Source organism: Paenibacillus nitricinens (genome assembly GCF_052056485.1).
Taxonomy (GTDB): Bacteria; Bacillota; Bacilli; order Paenibacillales; family Paenibacillaceae; genus Paenibacillus_AQ; species Paenibacillus_AQ nitricinens.
The window spans coordinates 4015077-4035781 of record NZ_CP183948.1; the positions used below are offsets into that span (position 1 = coordinate 4015077).

Below are 20705 nucleotides of genomic sequence, written 5' to 3' on the forward strand. Positions count from 1 at the left end.
ACATTGCTAAAATATTGGTAGCGTGTGAAAAGATCAGTTTTTCTGTTTACGAAGGAAAAGACTGATTACCATACCACAAAGTGCCAAAGCCATTGAAATTAGAAACGTATCATGAAATCCTGCGACCATCGCTTGAACATCAACACCACCTATATTCGTTTGACTCTTATGAGAAGCAATATTGGATGTCAATAATCCAGACATTATTGCAACGGCAAAGGAACCAATAATTTGTTGAGCGGATGCTGTGAGTGGTGTTACACGGCTAATCAAATCTTTTGGGGCTGCCTTAAGTACATGTGTACCGAGCTGCATAGTAGATAATCCTTGACCTAATCCCATAATGGCGAGATAGCTGATCATAACATATACATTTGTATCATTTTGCAAGCGTGTTAAAAGAAAGAGTCCGGTTGATAACAGCACAAGACCAGAGAATACAGGAAGGCGAGCGCCGTATTTATCGAATAATTTTCCACCGATGATCATGCCGACAAAGGATATTATCGCTTGGGGAATGACCATCAATCCAGATTCGAAAGAAGAAAAACCTCTGACCAGTTGCAAAAATAGAGGGATTAACAGAATCGAGCCAAATAAGGCGAATTGATTAATCCAGGTCAGAATCATACCTTTACTAAATTCAAACGAACGGAAAGAACGAAGCTCCAATAACGGTTCTTTTTGGCGCAGCTCCACAAAAATAAACAGAGTAAGCGTAATGATGGCGAATATAAGAGTAATAAGCGTATATTTGTCACCCCATCCGTCTACTCCCCCTCTGTGAACCCCGAACACCAAGCTAGAGAACGCTAGCGGAGATAAAATCACACCCCAAATATCCAGATTGACCTTTTTCCCTTTCTCTGTAACCGGAAGAAACTTAATGCCAACGATCATCGCAATAACACCAATCGGAACATTAATAAGGAAAATCCAGTGCCAGCTTGCGTATTCCAACAGCCATCCTGACAGTACAGGACCCAGCACAGGCGCAATCAACATCGGTAGTCCGAGCAAGCCCATAATAGACCCTCTTTTATCAGGAGGTGCAATTTTGAAAGACATTGCCATGCCGATTGGAGCAATCATCCCTCCTCCTAACCCCTGTATTACGCGAAAAATAATCAGCTCTGTCGGTGACTTTGCCAGTGAGCATAATACGGAACCCATTGTAAACAATACAATTGAAGCTAAAAAGACTCTTTTAGCCGTAAATTTATCCGAAAACCAACCGGCTAATGGGATAACTACAGATAACGCTAGGGTATAACCAGTAATCGCCCACTGAATGGTCTTTAAGCTGGTTGCAAAGGTTTTTTCAAGTTGTGGAATAGCTACGTTCATAATAGTACTGTCGAGCATAACTAATAACATCCCTGTTATTAGTGCCAGAATTACTGGGAATATTGCCTTTATGGAGAATTCTTTTGTGACTGGCTGGGATATTTTCACTTCTGGATTCATCATATTCTATACACATCCTCTTAGATTTTTTCAACAAAATTTCTATCAGGAACTTCCTCACTAATCCGCCTCGCCTTTTAACTAACACCGTAAGATTAATATAGCACCGGAATAATAGACTGTAAACAGAAATATCTAACGGTGTAAGATTATTATCTGATCGCTTCAGCTGTTCAAATGTGACGCATATTAATCTAACGCTGGTAGACCAACCCTCGTGGATGGATTAAGATAAAGGAAGATAGGAACAGGAGGTCATTCGATGAGAATCAAAAATCTACAAATCACCGAACAAGATATAATCAAAGCTTCTTGGGAGCTGTTAGATAATGTCGGTATAGAGGCTTTCAGTATGAGGAAATTAGCAGAACTACTAAATATACAAGCTGCATCACTTTATTGGCATTTTAAGAGCAAGCAGAGTATTTTTCAGACACTTGCCAATGAAGTAGCAAAAGAAACCCTACAATCTGCCTCTCTCGAAGGGGAATGGAATGATCAATTGTTTCATTTTGCGGACCAAATTCGAGGTGTTTTACATAAATATCCTTGTTCCGCTCAGCTCTTGATGAGAACATTACCTTCGGAACCAGACTATCTAGCTTTGCTGAATACGTTGCTACAGATTGTGGAGCCGCTGCCTTTAACCGACAGTGATAAGTTCTCTATAATCTCAAGCGTGTTAAACTATGTGATCTCTTTCGAATTGGACAAGTATGAACAGGATCGAATTGACGTAGCCATGAAAAATGGAGTCCTCGGGGATGCTAGAGAGGTATTTAAACAATCCCTTGAGCGCTTAAACGGAGAGGGTCCTAATGTTATAAAGCGGATGTACGAGAACAATATCTTCAATGAAATAGGCTCTGACAAGATGTTTCACACAGGTCTGAAAATATTAGTGCGGGGTATAGAACAGTTGGCCAATGCGTAGCAAGAAATGCAGTAAGGGCATCCCAGTAGCCAATTCCGGCTTTTGGAATGCCCTTACTCTTTAAAGAGCCCGAAATAAAAGCTCCCCTTTTGACTTAATATATCGATACATCGCACCACACACCACTAATATCAACATTCCAAGACCTAACAAAACGAGATTACTATTCAGATCGGCTAGAAGAAGACTCAAACCGAAAGGAATCAGTAAGCTTATAAACCCTATCAATAACGCCACTAAGACGGATGCGCTTTGTTTGACTACCGATACTTCATTTGTCCACTCCAGTTTAGGTAACTTCAAGTTAACGAGCACACCTATCATTGCAGTAAGGCAAGCATATAAGACGGGAATAACCAGTAATAACAAGCTTTCCATCCATCCGGTACCTAGAGATATCATGAGGAGCACACTACTGACAACTATAATCGGCACGGTAATCGTAAGATTCACTGCGATTTTACTTAGCAATATCGTTAATGTCGGCACAGGTGCGCTTTTTAAAATCCAAATATTATTACCTTCGAGCGATATGGAACTGGATGTCGTACAGCTTAAAGTTACAAAAACGGAAACAAACAGTGGAGCCAGCCGATTCAGATAATTTGAAAGTTCTGGTATCTCAACGAGTTGTCCTAGTTGCTCTGCACTAACGAACAGTAAAGCGATCGCCAATACAAGTAACATAACCATTCCTATACTCGTGTTGAGTACATATATAGAAGAACTAAAATAGCGACGCAGCTCTTTTTTATACAATGTGTAAAGCGGTGAGGATACTGTAAGTGATTTCATTTGATATTTATTGTTTGAAAAAGAAGTCGTAAGACCTGTGTGTATCGCTTTATATTTACTGCCAAGTACCATGGTAAACAGCATAAAAGAAATCAGCGAAATCGCAATAAACAGTACTAAGGAATCCATTTGAAACGAGCAAACCGCATTTACATACATAAGCGTCAAAGGATACAAATTGTATATTTGATCAGCGATTTGAGCGCTCATATCCGCAAGTAATTGTGGATTATTACCATTTATTTGACCTGAACCAACAATTAAAGCAATAATTACAACAAAAGTTAGGATGAGAGTTATTATACGACTTCCTTTAAATCTTGAGGAAACCCAGCTGATCAGAGCACCTATAATCGTTGCAGCAATGATCGGCACTAATGGAATAAATAACAGCGTAATCAAAAAATACAAATAATATAGTACGCCGGGATTCAGCTTTATTGCATAAACAATGCCTGCAGGTACCATCACCATCAAAGAGAAGAATAGGTTTAACACATAAAGCTGAGCCACCCGACTTGCTACAATATGACTCGTTTTGATTGGCAGCGACATTACGAGATCGTAGTCTTTGGAGCCAAATAATACACCACTTGCCTTATAAATCGTTGTAAAAAATCCGATTAAGCAAGTAACTGCCATCATTATCGCAAGCAGCAGCTCTGGCCGGCCAATCTGTTCAAGGGTCTCTGCTATCATATAGCTATAACCAAATGAAACCAGAGCCATCATGACAACTCCAATTAGGATCCCGATGCTCAGCCAAAGCATTTTGCGTCTTTTTTTCACATCATGTGTATGCAAGGCCTTATTTAACCCAAAGGAAGAAATCAGCTGAATCTTCGTCAATCTCCAGATATTAATCATGCTTAATCAACTCCAAAAATACATCTTCAAGGCTACTATCACCCTTCACCTCTTCTGTCTTGCCGTGGGTGATCAACTCACCCGCTTTAATAATGGCAATCTTATTGCAAAGCTTCTCGGCCACATCCAGTACATGCGTCGAAAAAAAGATCGCACTGCCCTGACTGCAAATCTCCGTCATGGTTTTTTTTAGCGTGTGTGCCGCTTTTGGATCAAGTCCCACAAAGGGCTCATCCAGCACTAATAACTTCGGTTTATGTATTAGTGCTGAGATGATCGCGAGCTTCTGTTTCATTCCATGAGAATACGAGGAGATTAAATCCCCCAAATGAGATGTAATTTCAAATTCATCACCATATTTCTTAATCAACAACTCCCGATCTGCTTTCGATACACTAAAAAGATCACCAATAAAATTCAAGTATTGAATGCCTGTCAGATGATCGTATAGATCTGGATTATCTGGAATATACGCAGTAATCGCTTTGCAGGCTAAAGGATCTTTTTTGATAGAATATCCACCAATTTCGATGTCCCCCTCCTCAAAATCAAGAACACCTACCACTGCCCGAATTGTCGTTGTTTTCCCCGCACCGTTATGACCAATAAAGCCATAAATATCGCCTTTCTCAACCACTAAATTCAAGTCATTTACTGCCTTCTTACCACCCTTGTAGCTCTTGGTAAAATGTTTTATTGTCAGCATTTGAGCACTCCCTTTCCGTTCATATACGTATTAGTAACTTTCATCATGTAATCAATGCCTACCGTTTCATACGTTGTTAGGATAGTTTTACTATAGTACGTTTATCTTGTCCATTTAGTTCATACCTTCATATAAATAAATTTTTCTTTATAAAAAACGAAAAAAGAGGGGTTCTCCCCTCTCTTATATAATCCTATTCCATTCGTTTATACGTACTTATGGATCGTTGCGAGCAGTTGATCAGCTACATAGTCAACTCCGTAAGCAAGTTGATTGTGATCGAAGCGTATTTTCACAAAACTCTCATCTGTATCAAGCGCATCGGCGAACAACCCAGCTAAACCACGTGCCTTGCGATCAATCTGCAGAAGTAATTCAATGCCATCCTCATTTGGAAAGAAAATGATTTCTAATTCGTCTAGTTGGTTCCGGAACTGTGAGGGGGGAACGAATTCAAATTCTTGAACAAAATCTAAGCCATTGATCCTGCCATAGCGCGGTGAATATTCACAATTCACTTCACGAATACGGAATCCGAGCTGATTCATCGCATCCAAAATAATGGCATAATATGGATGAGGTCCTACTTGAAGATAATCCTGATCCTTTGGATCAATTGCCTCTTTAATATCAAGTCCGGTTTGAATCCAAACTGGCGATCTACCTAATGTCACTGGCGTTATCGCCGGAAGCTGGAATGAGACGGGAAATTCATAGACCTGCTCAGCATCTACTTTGAATTTACTTGCTAACAGGAATTTGGATATCGTCGCTTCCACTTCCATCTTCTTATCATTCAGCTCTTTCAAATAACGCGTCTTAACGAATGCGTAGACGTCATCGACCTCCTGATCCACTCGCCCGCCTTGAATTTGGACGGTACCACTGATCGTATCACCTGCGTTCACGAAATCTTGATGGAGTATGAGATCTACCTTAGCCGCTCCAATTCCGGCGCTCGCGAGCATTCGTTTAAACATTGACATTGTAATAAATCCCCTCCCTAATATTTGCATATTTAAGGATACGAAGGGAACCATCTCCGGTTTCATTTTAGAACAGTATATACCGTGTTACTAACAACAAAAAAGCATCCGCACCCAAAATTGGGGCCCGAATGCTACTTTTTAATCATAAAGTCTACGCTGTCGCGAACTGACTATTATATAATCGTGCGTAATATCCGCCGCTGGCTAGGAGCCCCTCATGCGTACCACTCTCCACAATATCTCCATCCTTCATGAAAAGAATGAGATCCGACTCCCGAATCGTTGACAATCGGTGGGCAATCACAAAGCTGGTCCGACCAGCGATCATAGTCAGAAAAGCTTTCTGAATTCGTACCTCAGTCAATGTATCAATACTGCTTGTAGCCTCATCTAAAATAAGCATAGGCGGATCTACAAGCATTACTCGTGCAATGGTAAGCAGCTGCTTCTGTCCTTGGGAGAGATTATCCCCTGAGCCACTGACCTTCGTATCATACCCTTCAGGCAGACGTTTAATAAAGCTATGCGCATTAGCCGCTTTAGCAGCAGCGATGACTTCTTCCTCTGTAGCCCCAGGTTTTCCATAAGCAATATTATCTCTGATCGTGCCCCCAAAGAGCCAAGTATCCTGCAGCACCATCCCAAAATTACGTCGCAGGCTGTCACGGGTAATTGTCTTAATATCCACACCATCTATCTTGATGGACCCACGGTCCACATCGTAGAAACGCATGAGCAGGTTTACCAGCGTTGTCTTCCCCGCTCCAGTCTGACCTACAATCGCAACTCGGGTACCGGGCTTTACTTCTAGACTGAAATCGTTAATCAAGGGACGTTCTGGATGATAAGAAAAGGATACTTTTTCGAAGGTAATGGTTCCTTGACTTGTGCTCATGATTTTGGCGTCCTTAGAATCAGCTGGTTCTGGCGTTAGATCGAGAATGGCGAAGATCCGCTGTGCAGAGGCAGTTGCCGATTGAAGCTGTGTAATCACACCAGTTATTTCATTAAAAGGCTTAGCGAACAAGTTGGAGAAGATCAAGAAACTGGATAGATCCCCTACCGTGAAATGACCCTGAATTACCATAACACTACCGATCATAGCTATGACTGAGAACGTAACGTTATTTACTAGCCGCGTCGTCGGATTAGATAAGGAGCCATAAAATTGTGACTTCACACCGGTCTGGTATAACGTCTCGTTTTGATCTTCAAACTGAGACATTGCACGTTCTTCATAATGATAAGCCGTGACTACTTTTTGCCCGCCGATCATTTCCTCCACATAGCCATTGAGACCACCGAGAATCTTGGCCTGCTCTTTAAACATCTTTTGAGATCGTATCGTAATAAATCTGGCCACAAAAAAGGTAGCGGGTGCTGACAAAAGAACTACTAAGGTCATCAGAGGACTGATGTACATCATAAGCACAATTGCCCCAACAATGGTGATGATCCCTGTAAGCAGCGTGGAGAAGCCTTGCAGCAGTCCATCAGAGACAGCATCCATATCATTAACAAAACGGCTGATACTGTCGCCTTGCGGGTGGTTGTCGTGAAATTTTAAAGGCAAAACATTTAATTTATCAAAAAGCTCCCGCCGTAAGTCATATACAGTCCGGTAGGCGATTCGATTTGTCAGATAGGTAAGGAACCATCCAAAAAAACTGCCGACAATATATACCGCTGCCAGAATCAAAAGCAGTCTAAGTACGGCGTCAAAACCCACCTCTCCCGGTCCGATCATAAAATCAATGGCTTTACCGATAAGAAGTGGTCCGATTAAACTAGCAATCACACTAAGTAATGCGCATATAACCGCCCCAATAGCTATTTTTCTATAATGTCCTGTATATACAATTAGTCTCTTCCAAATGTTGTTTTTGTTCATTGGCCCGACTCCTCACTCGATAGCTGGGACAGGCAGATTTCTTTGTACACTTCGCAACCACGCATCAGTTCCTCATGGGTTCCGACGCCGGCAATCCGCCCTTCCTCAAATACCATGATTTTATCCGCTTGCCTTACAGTGCTCACCCTCTGCGAGACAACTAGTAGGGTCATTTGCTGACTGCTCTCTTTGAGCGCTTTACGTAGAGCCGCATCAGTAGCGAAATCCAGCGCACTGGAGGAGTCATCCAGGATAAGAATCGACGGCTTACCCACCACTGCACGAGCTATGGTTAAGCGCTGCTTTTGCCCCCCGGATAAATTAAGTCCACCACGTGATACCTGCGTATTCAATCCTTCAGGCAATTTACGAATAAACTCTTCCGCCTGAGCAACAGAGGCTGCTTGCATGATTTCTTCCTCGTTTGCGTTTTCCTTCCCCCAACGAATATTCTCAGCGATTGTTCCAGTAAATAACACTGCTTTTTGCGGCACAATCCCTATTTTCTCACGAAGCTGATGCAGCTTATACTCTCTGACATTCACTCCATCCACTTTAACTTCACCTTGCACTGCATCATAAAAACGTGGAATCAAGTTCACAAAAGTAGATTTACCAGAACCCGTACTGCCAATCAGCCCCACAGTTTCTCCGCGGTTAATGACTACCGAAATATCCTCTAATGCCAATTCTCCTGTTGTATTATAACCAAACGATACATGATCGAATGATATGGCAGGAGCGGTATAATCAGGTTCAGGTTCAGTCATCACGACATTCCCTTCCTCGGACACGGATGCTTTGACACTCAGCACTTCATTCACACGATTGGCAGAGGATGAGGCTTTTGTAAAAATAATGACCAAGTTGGAGACCACAATAAGCGCCAGTAAGATTTGAGTGACGTAATTGATAAAGGCAATGATCTCACCTTGAGACAATCGCCCTCCATCAATGTGAATTCCACCTACCCATAAAATAGCTATGATCGCCGCGTTTACTACAAGTGTCGTCATAGGTCCAAGTAAAGCGGAAATCCGCGAGACCCGGATCGCTGTAGTGGTTAAATCCTCAGATGAGGCATCAAAACGTTCTTTTTCCGTACGTCTCTTTGCAAAAGCACGAATGACTCGAATCCCCGACAAATTCTCACTAAGAACGAGCGCAAGGGCATCCAGCTTCTGCTGGTATTTTCGATACAAAGGCGCACTTCGAGTGATGATAAAATACAAAATAATACCAAAAATCGGCGTTGCCGCTATTAAAATCAGCGATAATCTGAAATCCAAAATCATGGACATTATGATTGCCCCGATACAGATAAACGGCGCACGAATAACCAGGCGAATCAGCATAGCGACTGCAATCTGCAGCTGGTTTACGTCATTGGTAATCCGGTTAATTAGCGTAGGTGTGCCGAACGTATCCAGCTCAGCGTACGATAAAGATGTAATATGTTTGAACAGTTTATTACGAAGTGTCGTGCCGAATCCCTGAGATGCTCGTGCTGCATAGTATTGGCACACCATGGAGCAACCGAAACCAAGCAGTGACATCAGAACCATTAGGCCACCCATGCGGTAAACATAGGCGCTGTCATGATTACCAACCCCGTTGTTGATGATCAATGCGACAATGGTAGGCAAAATCAGCTCCAGAATCGCTTCCATCAGTTTGAAGATTGGACCGATGATCGCTTCTTTTTTGTACGGCTTTAAATATACTGCAATTTTGAACAAATTCATCCACACCCAACCTAAGAAGTATTTAACCACTTGAAATATGTATAAGAACAGTTATGATTATGGCATATCTACTCATATATTAATAATATTGGATTCGTATCGCTCCCATACGATTAACATATCTCAAGTTCGGAGGATTCTTTTATGGATATTAGACAACTTAAATATTTTATGGCGATAGCTGAGGAAGGACAGATTACATCCGCGGCCAGAAAGCTGCAAATGGCCCAGCCTCCGCTGAGCCAGCAGCTAAAACTCCTGGAGGAAGAACTCGGTGTAAAGCTAGTGGAACGAGGTCCACGCAGCGTGCAGCTCACTGAAGCTGGAGCCATTTTGCGGGACCGTGCCCAACAAATTCTGGAGCTGGCAGATTCCACTGCCCGTGAGCTCACTGATTTTGTCAAAGGTTTAAAAGGAACCCTAGCCATTGGTACAGTTTCTTCCTCTGGAGCTACGTTGCTTCAAGATCGGCTATGTGAGTTCCACAAAACGTATCAAGGTGTGAAGTTTGAGATTCATGAAGGAAATACCTTTAGAATCATTGACCTCTTGAGTAAAGGTATTGTCGAAGTCGGGATTGTTAGGACACCCTTTAATGCTACAAATTTAGAATGTCTTTACACACAGGCTGAGCCTATGATTGCCGTAATGACGCCAGAGTATGACTGGAAAACAGATGAAAACTTCGTTGAGATCGGTGAATTAAAAGATAAGCCGCTCATTATCTACCGCCGTTTTGAGCAGCTTATCCGGGAAACCTGTCTTGAGAATGGTTTTGATCCGCTGATTTTCTGTATGAATGATGATGCGCGAACAACACTGCTCTGGGCAAACGCTGGTCTTGGCATCGGAATCATTCCCAAATCCGCTTTCGAATTAACGAGTAATCGGAATTTGATCTATAAAGAAATCAGTAGTGAATCACTACGCACGCGGGTCGCCGCCGTCTGGATCAAGGATAAATACTTATCATCACTAGCTTCTAAGTTTATTGAAAGCTTTAAGAATGGTTAAGAATCTTCGCTATTTATTCACTTGTTGTTGAACTAGTCTATCCTCTTCTTCTTTAATACGACTAATATCAATTCGTTCAAACAACAATTGTAAATCAGTAATCTGTTGGTAAGGGGGCACCGAGCAAGGCTGCCAATTCGGTAGTTCTAACGACAGGAACCCCCTGATCTTGTCACATGAGAACGGCAGAAACGGATGCAGCAAATTCGCTAGGTTCGCAATAATTTGCACACATGTGTATATTGCAGAATCACAAGAAACCTGATCCTCTTTTATCTGTATCCATGGTTTTTGCAGATCGAAATACTGGTTTGCCTTGCGCACGTAAGAAAAAATATACTCCAGCGCATCTTTTATATTCCCAGCCTCAATAAGCCGCCCTGATTCCAGATACAAGAGGTCAATGTTGTCCCTCCACCCCTTATCCAATTGCCCATTCGGCACTTTCCCTTCATAAAACTTATCTACAAAAGCCAATGAACGATTCACAAAGTTACCAAATGCTCCAAGCAGCTCTCCATTATGGCTATAAATAAACTCTCTCCAGGAAAAATCCGTGTCCCGCTTCTCGGGTCCATTGGCAATTAAGAAATAACGAATAGAATCTGGCTGATACCGTTCTAAAATATCAGGTACCCAGACCGCCCAATTTCGGCTAGTGGAGAACTTCTGCCCTTCAAGGGTTAAATATTCGCTAGATATAATCTTGTCCGGTAAATGCAAACCTCCTGCTCCTAATAACACAGCCGGCCATATTAAGGTGTGAAAAGGAATATTGTCTTTACCATGGACATAATAAGCGGTAATCTTCCCTTTATTCTCTAACCAAAAATCCTCCCAGCTTCCTCCGGACTGCGCAGCCCACTGCTTACTGGCTGATAGATAACCACTTACCGCCTCAATCCAAACATAAATTTTTTTATCTTCAAATCCAGCCACAGGAACATCTACACCCCAAGACAAGTCTCTTGTTACCGCGCGGTCCTGCAGCTCTTCTTGTAAATAACGTTTGGTCAGTTTAATAGCGTTTTCTCTCCAAAATTGTGCTTCCTCTACATATTCCGTTAATTCAGACTGAAAATTAGATAGGCTAAGATAATAATGTTCTGTAGGCCGTTCTGTTGGCGTACTCCCACATAATTTGCAGACTCTGTCTAACAAATCGGCAGGATCTAGAATCGTAGAACAATAATCACATTGATCCCCTCGTGCTCGCTGGCCACATACCGGACAAGTCCCTTCTACATATCTGTCTGGCAAAAAGCGCTGATCCACCTCGCAGTAACATTGCGCAATGGTTTTTTTATATAAATGACCATTCTCTAGCAGCTTTGTAAACAACTCTTGCACGGCCTTATGATGCTGCGGTTGATCCGTTCGAGTATATAGATCATAACTAAATCCCAGCTGTTCAAAACACTTCAGAAACTCTTCATGATATCTGCTCGCAAAGGCTCCGGGCGTAATTCCTTCATTCGCAGCCTGAACCGCTACGGGTGTGCCATGGCAATCACTGCCTGATACATATAATACGTTATCCCCTTTGGAGCGAAAATATCGTGCCAGCACATCCCCAGGCAACACACTTGATAATCTCCCAAGATGTAAAGATCCATTCGCATACGGCCAAGCACCACCTATAAACACATTACTCATTAACCTTCTCCTCCTTTTTTTAGACAACAAAAAAACTCCCATCCACAAAGGACGAGAGTTCTACTCACGTGTTACCACCTAATTTTATAAATGCCTCATGACATTTACCTCTTCAGGTACGACGTTAATTAACGTTTATACCCTAGCACTGTAACGGATGCAGGTTCCGGCGCAGCCTACAACCCATAAGGTTTCGATGCGCAGCTCTGAGACCATATTCCCAAGGGTTTTCTTTACTCCTTTTCAGCGACCGGAGCTCTCTGTTGAAAGAATTGCCGTGGTACTCTTTCTCTTCTTTGCTTTTACATATTCAAGTTACTGGAAATAATACTTAATTTATCGAGTAATGTCAATGCATAAGCTCAAACATAATGAATTCGCCATAATTCCCATGAAAAAGACCACCCAATCATAATACAATTGGATGGTCCCTGTACTTTACATTATTTCATGATTTTACAAATATCATTGGTGAATTGAACAGGATCACTAACTTGCAATCCTTCGATCAACAGGGCTTGGTTGTACAGCAAGTTCGTGTATAAACCGAGCTTCTCTTTATCGTTCTCAGCTGCCGCTTTCAAGGACTGGAATACTTCGTGATGAATGTTGATTTCGAGTACCTTGTCCGCTTGAACCTCTTGCCCATTCGGCATCGATTTCAGGATTTTTTCCATCTCGATCGTCAGTTCACCTTCTGCAGAGAGGCATACCGGATGCGTCTTCAAACGTTTGGAAGCTTTAACATTCTTCACTTTGCCGGACAGGATGTCCTTCATCGCTTCAAAAAGCTCCTTGTTTTCGTTCTCTTCCGCTTCCGTTGGCTTGTCCGCTTCGTCAGCTTCGATTCCCAGATCACCACTGGATACGGATTTAAATTCTTTTTCCTTATACGACTGGATCATCTTGATCGCAAATTCATCAATATCATCAGTGAAGTAGAGAATTTCATACCCTTTATCCGATACCAGCTCGGTTTGTGGGAGCTTTTCGATTCTGTCGATCGACTCTCCGGATGCATAATAGATGTACTTCTGATCTTCTGGCATTCTTGATACATATTCGTCCAGTGTTACCAGCTTCTTCTCCTTGGAGGAGTAGAACATCAGTAAGTCTTGAAGTGTATCTTTGTGCATTCCATAATCATTGTACACACCGAATTTAAGCTGTCTGCCAAAAGCATTATAGAACTGCTCATATTTCTCTCTTTCATCCTTCAGCATGCTTTGCAGTTGGCTCTTCACTTTATTCTTAATGTTCTTAGCGATCAAGGTCAGCTGACGGTCATGCTGGAGCATCTCTCTGGAGATGTTCAGCGAAAGATCCTCTGAATCTACCATACCTTTTACAAAGCTAAAATAGTCAGGCAGCAGATCTGCACATTTGTTCATGATCAATACACCGTTGGAATAAAGCTCAAGACCTTTTTCATATTCCTTTGTGTAATAATCAAAAGGTGTATTTTCTGGGATGAACAGGATTGCATTATATACTACAGCACCATCGGCACTGATATGAATATGTTTAAGCGGTTTGTCGAAGCCGTAACGTTTCTCTGCATAGAAGTTATCGTAATCTTCTGTGGTCAGCTCGCTTTTGTTCTTCCGCCAGATTGGTACCATGCTGTTTACGGTTTGTTCTTGAACAACTTCCTCAAACTCGTTTTCTGTGCCTTCTTTTGGCTTTTGCTCCTTCACGTCCATCTTAATTGGGAAACGGATGAAGTCGGAGTATTTTTTAATGATGGATTTCAGGCGATATTCTTCCAGATATTCATCATATTGATCTTCTTCGGTATTCTCTTTAATCTTCAAAATAACATCAGTACCCACAGAATCCTTCTCGACAGACTCCAGAGTATAGCCGTCAGCGCCCTTAGACTCCCATTTAAAGGCCTCGTCGCTGCCTAGTGCCTTACTGATCACTGTAACGTCATCTGCCACCATAAACGCAGCGTAGAAGCCAACACCGAACTGTCCGATGATATTATGACCATCTTTAGCTTCATTCTCTTTTTTAAAAGCAAGCGATCCGCTCTTCGCGATCGTTCCTAAGTTATTCTCCAGTTCCTCTTGAGTCATCCCGATCCCTGTATCGGAAATCGTCAAGGTTCTGTTCGCCTTATCAGCACTCACTTTAATATAGTAATCCTCTTTGTTGAAGACCAGGCCTTCATCAGCTAATGCTCTGTAATAGATCTTATCAATCGCATCACTTGCATTGGAAATCAACTCGCGCAGGAAAATTTCTCGTTGGGTATAAATGGAGTTAATCATCATTTCCAGCAATCTTTTCGATTCGGCTTTAAACTCTTTTTTGGCCATGAATAAATAAATCTCCTTTCAAAATAACCTTCTTGTACAACACTCTATGATTAGCACTCTTCTTAGATGAGTGCTAATTCTTCTTTTTATATAACATAAACTGATTTTGAATGTCAATATTTATAGCGACTTTCATTAAATAATGCTACCTTTCGCTAACGATTCATTCACAAGTAACATTTGCGTTAGAAATTGCAACGGCTGGGACTTCCATTTCTTGGGATGCATCAGAAGCTGCAGATCAAAGTGAATTTCCGGATGTGCGAAGGGCAGCTCGGCCAAGTTCCCCCGCTCAATTTCTTCCTCTGCCACGATTTTTGGTAGCAGGGCAATTCCCAGACCATTCATTACACAACGTTTGATCGCTTCTAGATTCGAAAGCTCAAAGCCTATGCGGAATATAATGCCGTGATCCTTTAACAGATTCTCGAACAGACTCCGATAAATACAGCTTTCTTCAGAAACAATTAATTCACAGTTATTTAGATCCTGTAAGCTTACTATATCCTTCCGGGCAAGTGGATGATTAATGGGGGCGATCAATACAAGCGGTTCGTCTCTAATGATCGTACGATCAAGTAGAGAATCCGTAGTGGTACGATCAAGCATCAAGCCGATGTCCACTTCCCCGTCTTTTATTTTGGCCACAAGACTAGCTTCCTGCATAGTTTGTAGATGGATATCAAGTTTCGGGAATTTCGTCCTCAACTGCTGTAGGTAAGGGGGCAAGTAGAATGCGGCTAATGAATCTATTGTCCCAATTGTTAGCGTGCCTCCTATTTGCTGGGCGATGGTTTCTTTAGAACGATCATACAGATCCAAAATCTCCACGAATAGCTTCAATAGCTCTTCTCCAGGCGGGGTAAGACGCAATTGGCGACCATGCCGTTCTATTAAAGGGACTCCGTATTCCTTCTCTATCTTCTGTATTTGCATCGTAACACTCGACTGGGCATAACCTAGCTCTTCAGCAGCACGTGTAAAGCTCTGACGTTTAGCTACCTCGCGGAATGTTCGTAAATAGGTTAAATCCATAACCTCACCCTAACATCAATATTTTTGATGATACACATCATTTATTATAGCTAACGACGATGCAACATTCCATGGTAAAGTGTATGTAGAGGAATTAAAATATTTTGGAGGCCGATAATTTATGCTTACAGAACAACAGATTTATGGAATTTATGTCCCCGTGGTCACCCCGTTCAATGCTGCTGGTGAAGTCGATCTGGATTCGTATCAGCGTTATGTAAAGAACCTTATTAACAACAGCATACAAGGTCTGGTCGTTAATGGAACCACCGGTGAATCGCCAACTGTAACCGTAAATGAAATGCAGCTTCTAGTAAACACTTCTCGTGAGCTTTTACAATCTACATCTATCCCCTTAGTAGTCGGTACAGGAACCAATGACACAGCTTCTACGGTAGCACGCACAGAGATCGCAGCTAACCTTGGTGCGGATTGCGCACTAGTAGTCGTCCCTTATTATAGTCGTCCATCGCAAGAGGGCATCATTGCCCATTTCCGCAAAGCGGCAGAAGTAGGTATTCCGATCATGGCTTATGACATTCCAAGTCGTACGGGTACTGCTATGACCCTAGATACTGCACGTACAATCCTAGAAATGAATCATGTTGTCGGATTAAAAGACTGCTCTGGTAGCACCAAAATGGTTACTGAGCTAGTTCGTACAGGTAGCAAACCTGTGCTTGGCGGCGACGATTCACTCTTTTTTGAAATGCTTAGCTCCGGGGCAGCTGGTGGTATGCTTGCTACTGCGAACGTTTATCCAGCAGAATGTATCCGTATATGCGAAGCCTTCAAATCGGGTCAATTCGACTTATCCAAAGAAAACTTTGAACAACTACTGCCGATCATCCGTCTCTTGTTCAAGGAATCGAACCCCGCTCCAATCAAATGGATGCTTAGCCAAAATGGCCTAATCAATTCGGATACGCTTCGCCTCCCAATGACTTCCATCAGCACAGCGCTTCAGCAAGAGCTTGGTTCTTATATTCAGGACAACGCGATTGAAGCGACTGCATAACTATAATAACAACAGCCGTTATACAGTGGGAACTGTGTAGCGGCTTTTTTGTAATGAATCTAACGTCGAAATCGCTCTCATCGAGAAGATCAGCAATAACTTTTTCGATATTATTCTAACCATTCTTCTGATTCTATCCACAGTGTATATAGTTTAGTATCGTCCACAACATCACCTCTATTTTTAAATAAAAGAGTATCACCTATTAACTTACCGCAGCATCAAAAAACAAAAAAAACCATCAGATTTCTCTGACGGTTTTGAGATCTTACTATATAAAACGTCCAGCGTTCAAAACAACTTATCTGCTGCTCGAAGTTTGCTGTCTTCCCTTGGTGAACCACTCAGACTTTGGCTTTAGTGGAGGGTTAGACTTAGGCTTTGCTTTGGCAGGCTTAGATGCCGCTGGCTTTGACCCCGCAGGTTTAGCTGTAGAAGGTCTAGAGGTCGACGGTTTTGAAGAGGCAGATCTCGAACCTGACGGTTTCGAAGATCGTTCTGTCTTCATCTGCGTTTTACGAGACATCGGATACGGGTGATCCTTCACTTCAGGAATCGATTTTCCGATCAATTTCTCAATATCTTTAAGGAACGGAAGCTCTTCAGATTCACAAAAAGAGATTGCAGTCCCGCTTAAACCCGCTCTACCCGTACGACCAATTCGGTGCACATAGGTTTCTGGAATATTAGGCAAGTTAAAGTTGATTACATGAGACAACTCATCAATATCAATTCCTCGCGCGGCGATATCCGTAGCTACTAGCACACGGGTTGCACCACTTTTAAAATTCCGCAATGCATTCTGACGATCATTCTGCGATTTATTGCCGTGAATGGCTTGTGCAGAAATGTTCACTTTTGCTAGATCACGAGTAACACGGTCTGCACCACGTTTAGTACGAGTAAACACCAGCGCAGAAACGATTGATTTATCCTGTAATAAAAGATTCAATTGGTTTTGCTTGTTTCCGTTCTCTAACAAATAGATCGATTGTTCGATTCTGTCCGCAGTAGATGACACGGGTGTGATTTCTACTTTTACTGGATTTACAAGCAAGGTTTTGATCAATTTGGAGATCTCAGTAGGCATCGTTGCCGAGAAGAACAGTGTTTGTTTCTTCGTTGGCATTTTGGCGATAATTCGCTTTACATCATGAATAAAGCCCATATCTAGCATACGGTCAGCTTCATCCAAGACAAGAATTTGGACATGCTGTAGGTCCACACGTTTTTGATTGATCAGGTCGATAAGTCTACCTGGTGTAGCAATTAGAATATCAGCACCTTGATTCAGGGCACGCTCTTGTACTTTCTGTGATACACCGCCAACGATGGCAGCAGAGCGGATATCTGTATATTGGCTATACGCTTTTATGTTATCAGCAATTTGAATCGCTAGTTCTCTTGTCGGTGTTAAGATCAGTGAGCGAATTCGTCGCACATTGTTTGATTTATTGGGACTTGTTTGTTCGCTTAATAATTGAATAATAGGTACAGAGAATGCAGCTGTTTTTCCTGTTCCCGTTTGAGCACATCCAAGTAAATCTCTACCTGCTAATACAGCTGGGATCGATTGCTCCTGTATTGGTGTAGGTGATGTATAGTTTTCTTTGGTTAAAGCCTTTAAAATCGCAGGCATAATATTCAGTTCGTTAAATGTCATTTTGTCTCCTTAATTTCTAATACATATATTCTTAACAAAAAATCCTTTTGTCACGTCATAAACAATAATCATAACATAATCAGTCAAATAATAATAGATATTCTTTATCATCGCACCAATTTTCATTAAAAATCCATTTCAGGATAGGATCCACCCTGAGTTCTGTGTTCCTGAATTCCTATGCTCCTGAATACACATCTTTTTGAGCGATCGGACTCTATTGCACCTATTCGTGTAAATCGGGCACAAATCCGCACAAATACGAAACAATAAGAGCTATGCAGTCGGAAAAATGTTCAAGCGAGCGGGCATATTAGTCACATAACATTTTTGCACGCAGAAAACAAACAAAAAAAAGCGAAGGATTTCTCCCCCGCTTCTTATCATTCGTATGAAGACTAGTCTACGATTTCAGCAGTGTCGCCATTGTTGGCACCTGCAGCATTAGCTTCGTCAGTATCAATATGCATATCAAGTTTGAAGCTGTCAGATACACGAGCAATTACGTTCTCCAATACGAGACCGCGGTCGCCACCCAGACGAACTTTAAGCAATTGCTTATCCGCAATGCCCCAAGCTTCAGCTTCAGATGTGTGGAAGTGAATGTGACGAGCTGCGATAATAACACCTTGTTCTAATTCAACTTCACCAGCAGGTCCTTTAAGCGTAATGCCAGGTGTTCCTTCAATATTTCCAGATTCGCGAACTGGAGCTTTCACGCCAAGTGCGAAGGAGTCAGTACGGGAAATTTCTAATTGGGAAGCCGGACGAGCAGGTCCCAAAATTCTTACCTTGTCAAATTTACCTTTGCTACCGATAACTGCTACTTGTTCATTTGCTGCAAATTGTCCTGGTTGTGAAAGTGGTTTGAACTCAGTTAATTGATATCCTGGGCCAAACAGAGCCTCCACGTGCTCTTGCGTAAGGTGAATATGTCTAGCCGACACACCTACGGGTACAGTCTTACTCATTGTAAAGTCACTCCTTGTATTTTCTCTAGTATCTGTACAAGCCATTAACCATTATACATCTTCTTACCCAAAAATAAAAAGGGCTGCATCATAACGAAGCCCCTTTTTTCGACATTTTATGTTTTTTGCACAAGATTGTCATGGTTTAGACACCTGAGAGGGCAAGTTTTCGCTTAAAAAAGAGGTCGCATTCTCATACATCCAACCTTTCACAGTATCCTCTGGATAATAACGAAGCAGCTGTTCTATAAGATCAGGGTATTTTCCCGGATGCTCCAACTTCTCCACCCAAGTATCAATGCCGTCAAAATCCGAGCCAAACATCATATGCTTCTCTCCGCCGAGACTACTTACATGTTCAATGTGCTTTAACAAATCATCCATGCAAGCCTTCCCATCATCACGTACAAACCACGGATAAAAGGTCAGGCCTATTCTTCCATCCATTGCAATCAAAGCTTTAATCTGTTCATCATTTAAATTTCTAACATGCCCACATATAGCTGCAGCATTCGAATGGGAGGCAATAAACGGACGATTACTTAAATCAGCCAACTCCCAGAACCCCGCTTGCGACAAATGCGACACATCCAGCAGCATTCCACTTTCGTTGCACCATTCTATCAGCTTTCTCCCTTTTTCCGTAAATCCACCATTTCGTTTCTCTAGCACACCATCTGCTGCCCAGTTCGCATAATTCCAAGTTACACCAAGAAAGCGTACTCCAAGTTCGAAACAGAGCTGGGCATAAAACAAGTTCCCTTCTAAGCCGTCTACGCCCTCCAGAGAGAGCATTGCTTGCGGAGGAGCGCCTACTAGCCGATTCCCTACTTGCTCCTTCCACCGTAACCACTGAAGCCCATCTGTGTTCACTATCTTTTGCCTAAAGAGATCCATTTGCCCTAGAACATGTTCAAAGCTTGCTCTGCCCCTACTTGTCGAAAGATATATTGCAAAAATCTGCAATTCCACTCCGCCCGATCTTAACCGCTCTGCAGTAACATCTAATCGGGGATCATTGTCAAAATTAATATCCGGAGAGGCTTGCATTTTGCTTAGCACATCACAATGAAAATCCGCTACCTTAAGCTTATTAACACTCATTCTATAACCTCACTTTCTCGCAATTCTAGCCGTATAATTCATCATCCAAGACCCTATTTCAAATCCTATGCCAAAAAACTTCAGACTATAAATAAAAAGCAAAAAACCTGTTTACAAAAGTAAACAGGCTCATTCATTCTATAGGTCTATTATCTGGGTTCAACAATCAGTTTAATCGCGGTTCGATCTTCTCCATCAATCACTATATCAGTGAAAGCAGGAATGCAGATCAAATCAACTCCGCTTGGTGCAACAAATCCCCGGGCAATGGCAACTGCTTTGACTGCTTGATTCAGTGCTCCAGCTCCAATAGCTTGCAATTCGGCCGATCCACGTTCACGAAGAACACCTGCTAATGCGCCGGCGACGGAATTTGGATTGGATTTAGCTGATACTTTTAATACATCCATAGTAAGTACCTCCCCTGGGAAAATAATGGTGTTCTTCCACTACTTTAGATGTTATTCGCGAGAGAAGAAATAATTCCTTCTTTTTACGGACCACGTCTTCCAAAAACGGTGTACAA

At 42.1% G+C, this 20705-nt stretch carries 16 protein-coding genes and 1 other annotated feature; of the genes, 3 read left to right on the plus strand and 13 right to left on the minus strand.

Going from position 1 to position 20705, the window contains the following annotated elements; translation table 11 throughout:
- Positions 1-33 precede the first annotated feature (33 nt).
- Entirely contained in the window at positions 34-1470 is a 1437-nt protein-coding gene (locus ACN6KS_RS17750; RefSeq protein ID WP_440960180.1) for an MDR family MFS transporter, read from the minus strand.
- A 259-nt stretch (positions 1471-1729) separates the two neighbouring features.
- On the opposite strand from ACN6KS_RS17750, the gene ACN6KS_RS17755 reads away from it, so the two are divergent.
- Complete coding sequence (locus tag ACN6KS_RS17755; protein ID WP_094870257.1) at positions 1730-2401, plus strand: TetR/AcrR family transcriptional regulator; 672 nt, start codon at positions 1730-1732, stop codon at positions 2399-2401.
- A gap of 60 nt (positions 2402-2461) precedes the next feature.
- Here ACN6KS_RS17755 and ACN6KS_RS17760 read toward each other — a convergent pair whose 3' ends face one another.
- From ACN6KS_RS17760 to ACN6KS_RS17780, 5 genes are all read right to left on the minus strand, one after another.
- Positions 2462-4063, minus strand: coding sequence for a hypothetical protein (locus ACN6KS_RS17760; protein WP_341135141.1), 1602 nt, complete (start codon positions 4061-4063; stop codon positions 2462-2464).
- A complete protein-coding gene (locus ACN6KS_RS17765) occupies positions 4056-4769 on the minus strand; it encodes an ABC transporter ATP-binding protein (protein WP_094870259.1) in 714 nt (237 codons plus the stop codon). Before ACN6KS_RS17765 ends, ACN6KS_RS17760 begins: the two co-directional genes overlap by 8 nt.
- A 206-nt stretch (positions 4770-4975) precedes the next feature.
- Entirely contained in the window at positions 4976-5755 is a 780-nt protein-coding gene (locus ACN6KS_RS17770) for a sporulation protein (protein ID WP_179283697.1), read from the minus strand.
- Positions 5756-5909: 154 nt separating this feature from the next.
- Positions 5910-7649 (minus strand): ABC transporter ATP-binding protein, encoded by a 1740-nt coding sequence (locus ACN6KS_RS17775; RefSeq protein WP_440960181.1) that lies wholly within the window; start codon positions 7647-7649, stop codon positions 5910-5912.
- A complete protein-coding gene (locus tag ACN6KS_RS17780) occupies positions 7646-9388 on the minus strand; it encodes an ABC transporter ATP-binding protein (protein ID WP_094870302.1) in 1743 nt (580 codons plus the stop codon). The genes ACN6KS_RS17775 and ACN6KS_RS17780 overlap by 4 nt, the downstream gene beginning before the upstream one ends.
- Before the next feature lie 150 nt (positions 9389-9538).
- On the opposite strand from ACN6KS_RS17780, the gene ACN6KS_RS17785 reads away from it, so the two are divergent.
- Positions 9539-10408, plus strand: coding sequence for a LysR family transcriptional regulator (locus ACN6KS_RS17785; RefSeq protein WP_094870262.1), 870 nt, complete (start codon positions 9539-9541; stop codon positions 10406-10408).
- Positions 10409-10417: 9 nt separating this feature from the next.
- Here ACN6KS_RS17785 and metG read toward each other — a convergent pair whose 3' ends face one another.
- The 3 genes from metG to ACN6KS_RS17800 all read right to left on the minus strand — a co-directional run bounded on the left by metG (position 10418) and on the right by ACN6KS_RS17800 (position 15423).
- Complete coding sequence (gene metG / locus ACN6KS_RS17790; RefSeq protein ID WP_440960182.1) at positions 10418-12064, minus strand: methionine--tRNA ligase; 1647 nt, start codon at positions 12062-12064, stop codon at positions 10418-10420.
- Between the two features lie 44 nt (positions 12065-12108).
- Positions 12109-12370, minus strand: a binding site (T-box leader).
- 137 nt (positions 12371-12507) lie between these two features.
- Positions 12508-14388, minus strand: a complete 1881-nt coding sequence (gene htpG, locus ACN6KS_RS17795; protein ID WP_440960183.1) for a molecular chaperone HtpG — start codon at positions 14386-14388, stop codon at positions 12508-12510.
- A 135-nt stretch (positions 14389-14523) separates the two neighbouring features.
- Positions 14524-15423, minus strand: a complete 900-nt coding sequence (locus ACN6KS_RS17800; RefSeq protein ID WP_094870265.1) for a LysR family transcriptional regulator — start codon at positions 15421-15423, stop codon at positions 14524-14526.
- A 121-nt stretch (positions 15424-15544) separates the two neighbouring features.
- Here ACN6KS_RS17800 and dapA point away from each other — a divergent pair, with 121 nt between their 5' ends.
- Positions 15545-16441, plus strand: coding sequence for a 4-hydroxy-tetrahydrodipicolinate synthase (dapA, locus tag ACN6KS_RS17805; RefSeq protein ID WP_440960184.1), 897 nt, complete (start codon positions 15545-15547; stop codon positions 16439-16441).
- A 301-nt stretch (positions 16442-16742) separates the two neighbouring features.
- Here the strand turns inward: dapA and ACN6KS_RS17810 are convergent, their stop codons facing one another.
- The 4 genes from ACN6KS_RS17810 to ACN6KS_RS17825 form a co-directional block, all read right to left on the minus strand.
- On the minus strand, positions 16743-18104 hold the full coding sequence (locus tag ACN6KS_RS17810; RefSeq protein WP_094870267.1) for a DEAD/DEAH box helicase: 1362 nt from the start codon (positions 18102-18104) through the stop codon (positions 16743-16745).
- 398 nt (positions 18105-18502) lie between these two features.
- On the minus strand, positions 18503-19075 hold the full coding sequence (pduL, locus tag ACN6KS_RS17815) for a phosphate propanoyltransferase (protein WP_042128797.1): 573 nt from the start codon (positions 19073-19075) through the stop codon (positions 18503-18505).
- A 138-nt stretch (positions 19076-19213) separates the two neighbouring features.
- The gene (locus ACN6KS_RS17820) at positions 19214-20179 is read right to left on the minus strand and encodes a dipeptidase (RefSeq protein WP_440960185.1); all 966 of its coding nucleotides are present in this window, start codon (positions 20177-20179) and stop codon (positions 19214-19216) included.
- Positions 20180-20328: 149 nt separating this feature from the next.
- Complete coding sequence (locus ACN6KS_RS17825; protein ID WP_019910496.1) at positions 20329-20589, minus strand: stage V sporulation protein S; 261 nt, start codon at positions 20587-20589, stop codon at positions 20329-20331.
- Positions 20590-20705: the final 116 nt, after the last annotated feature.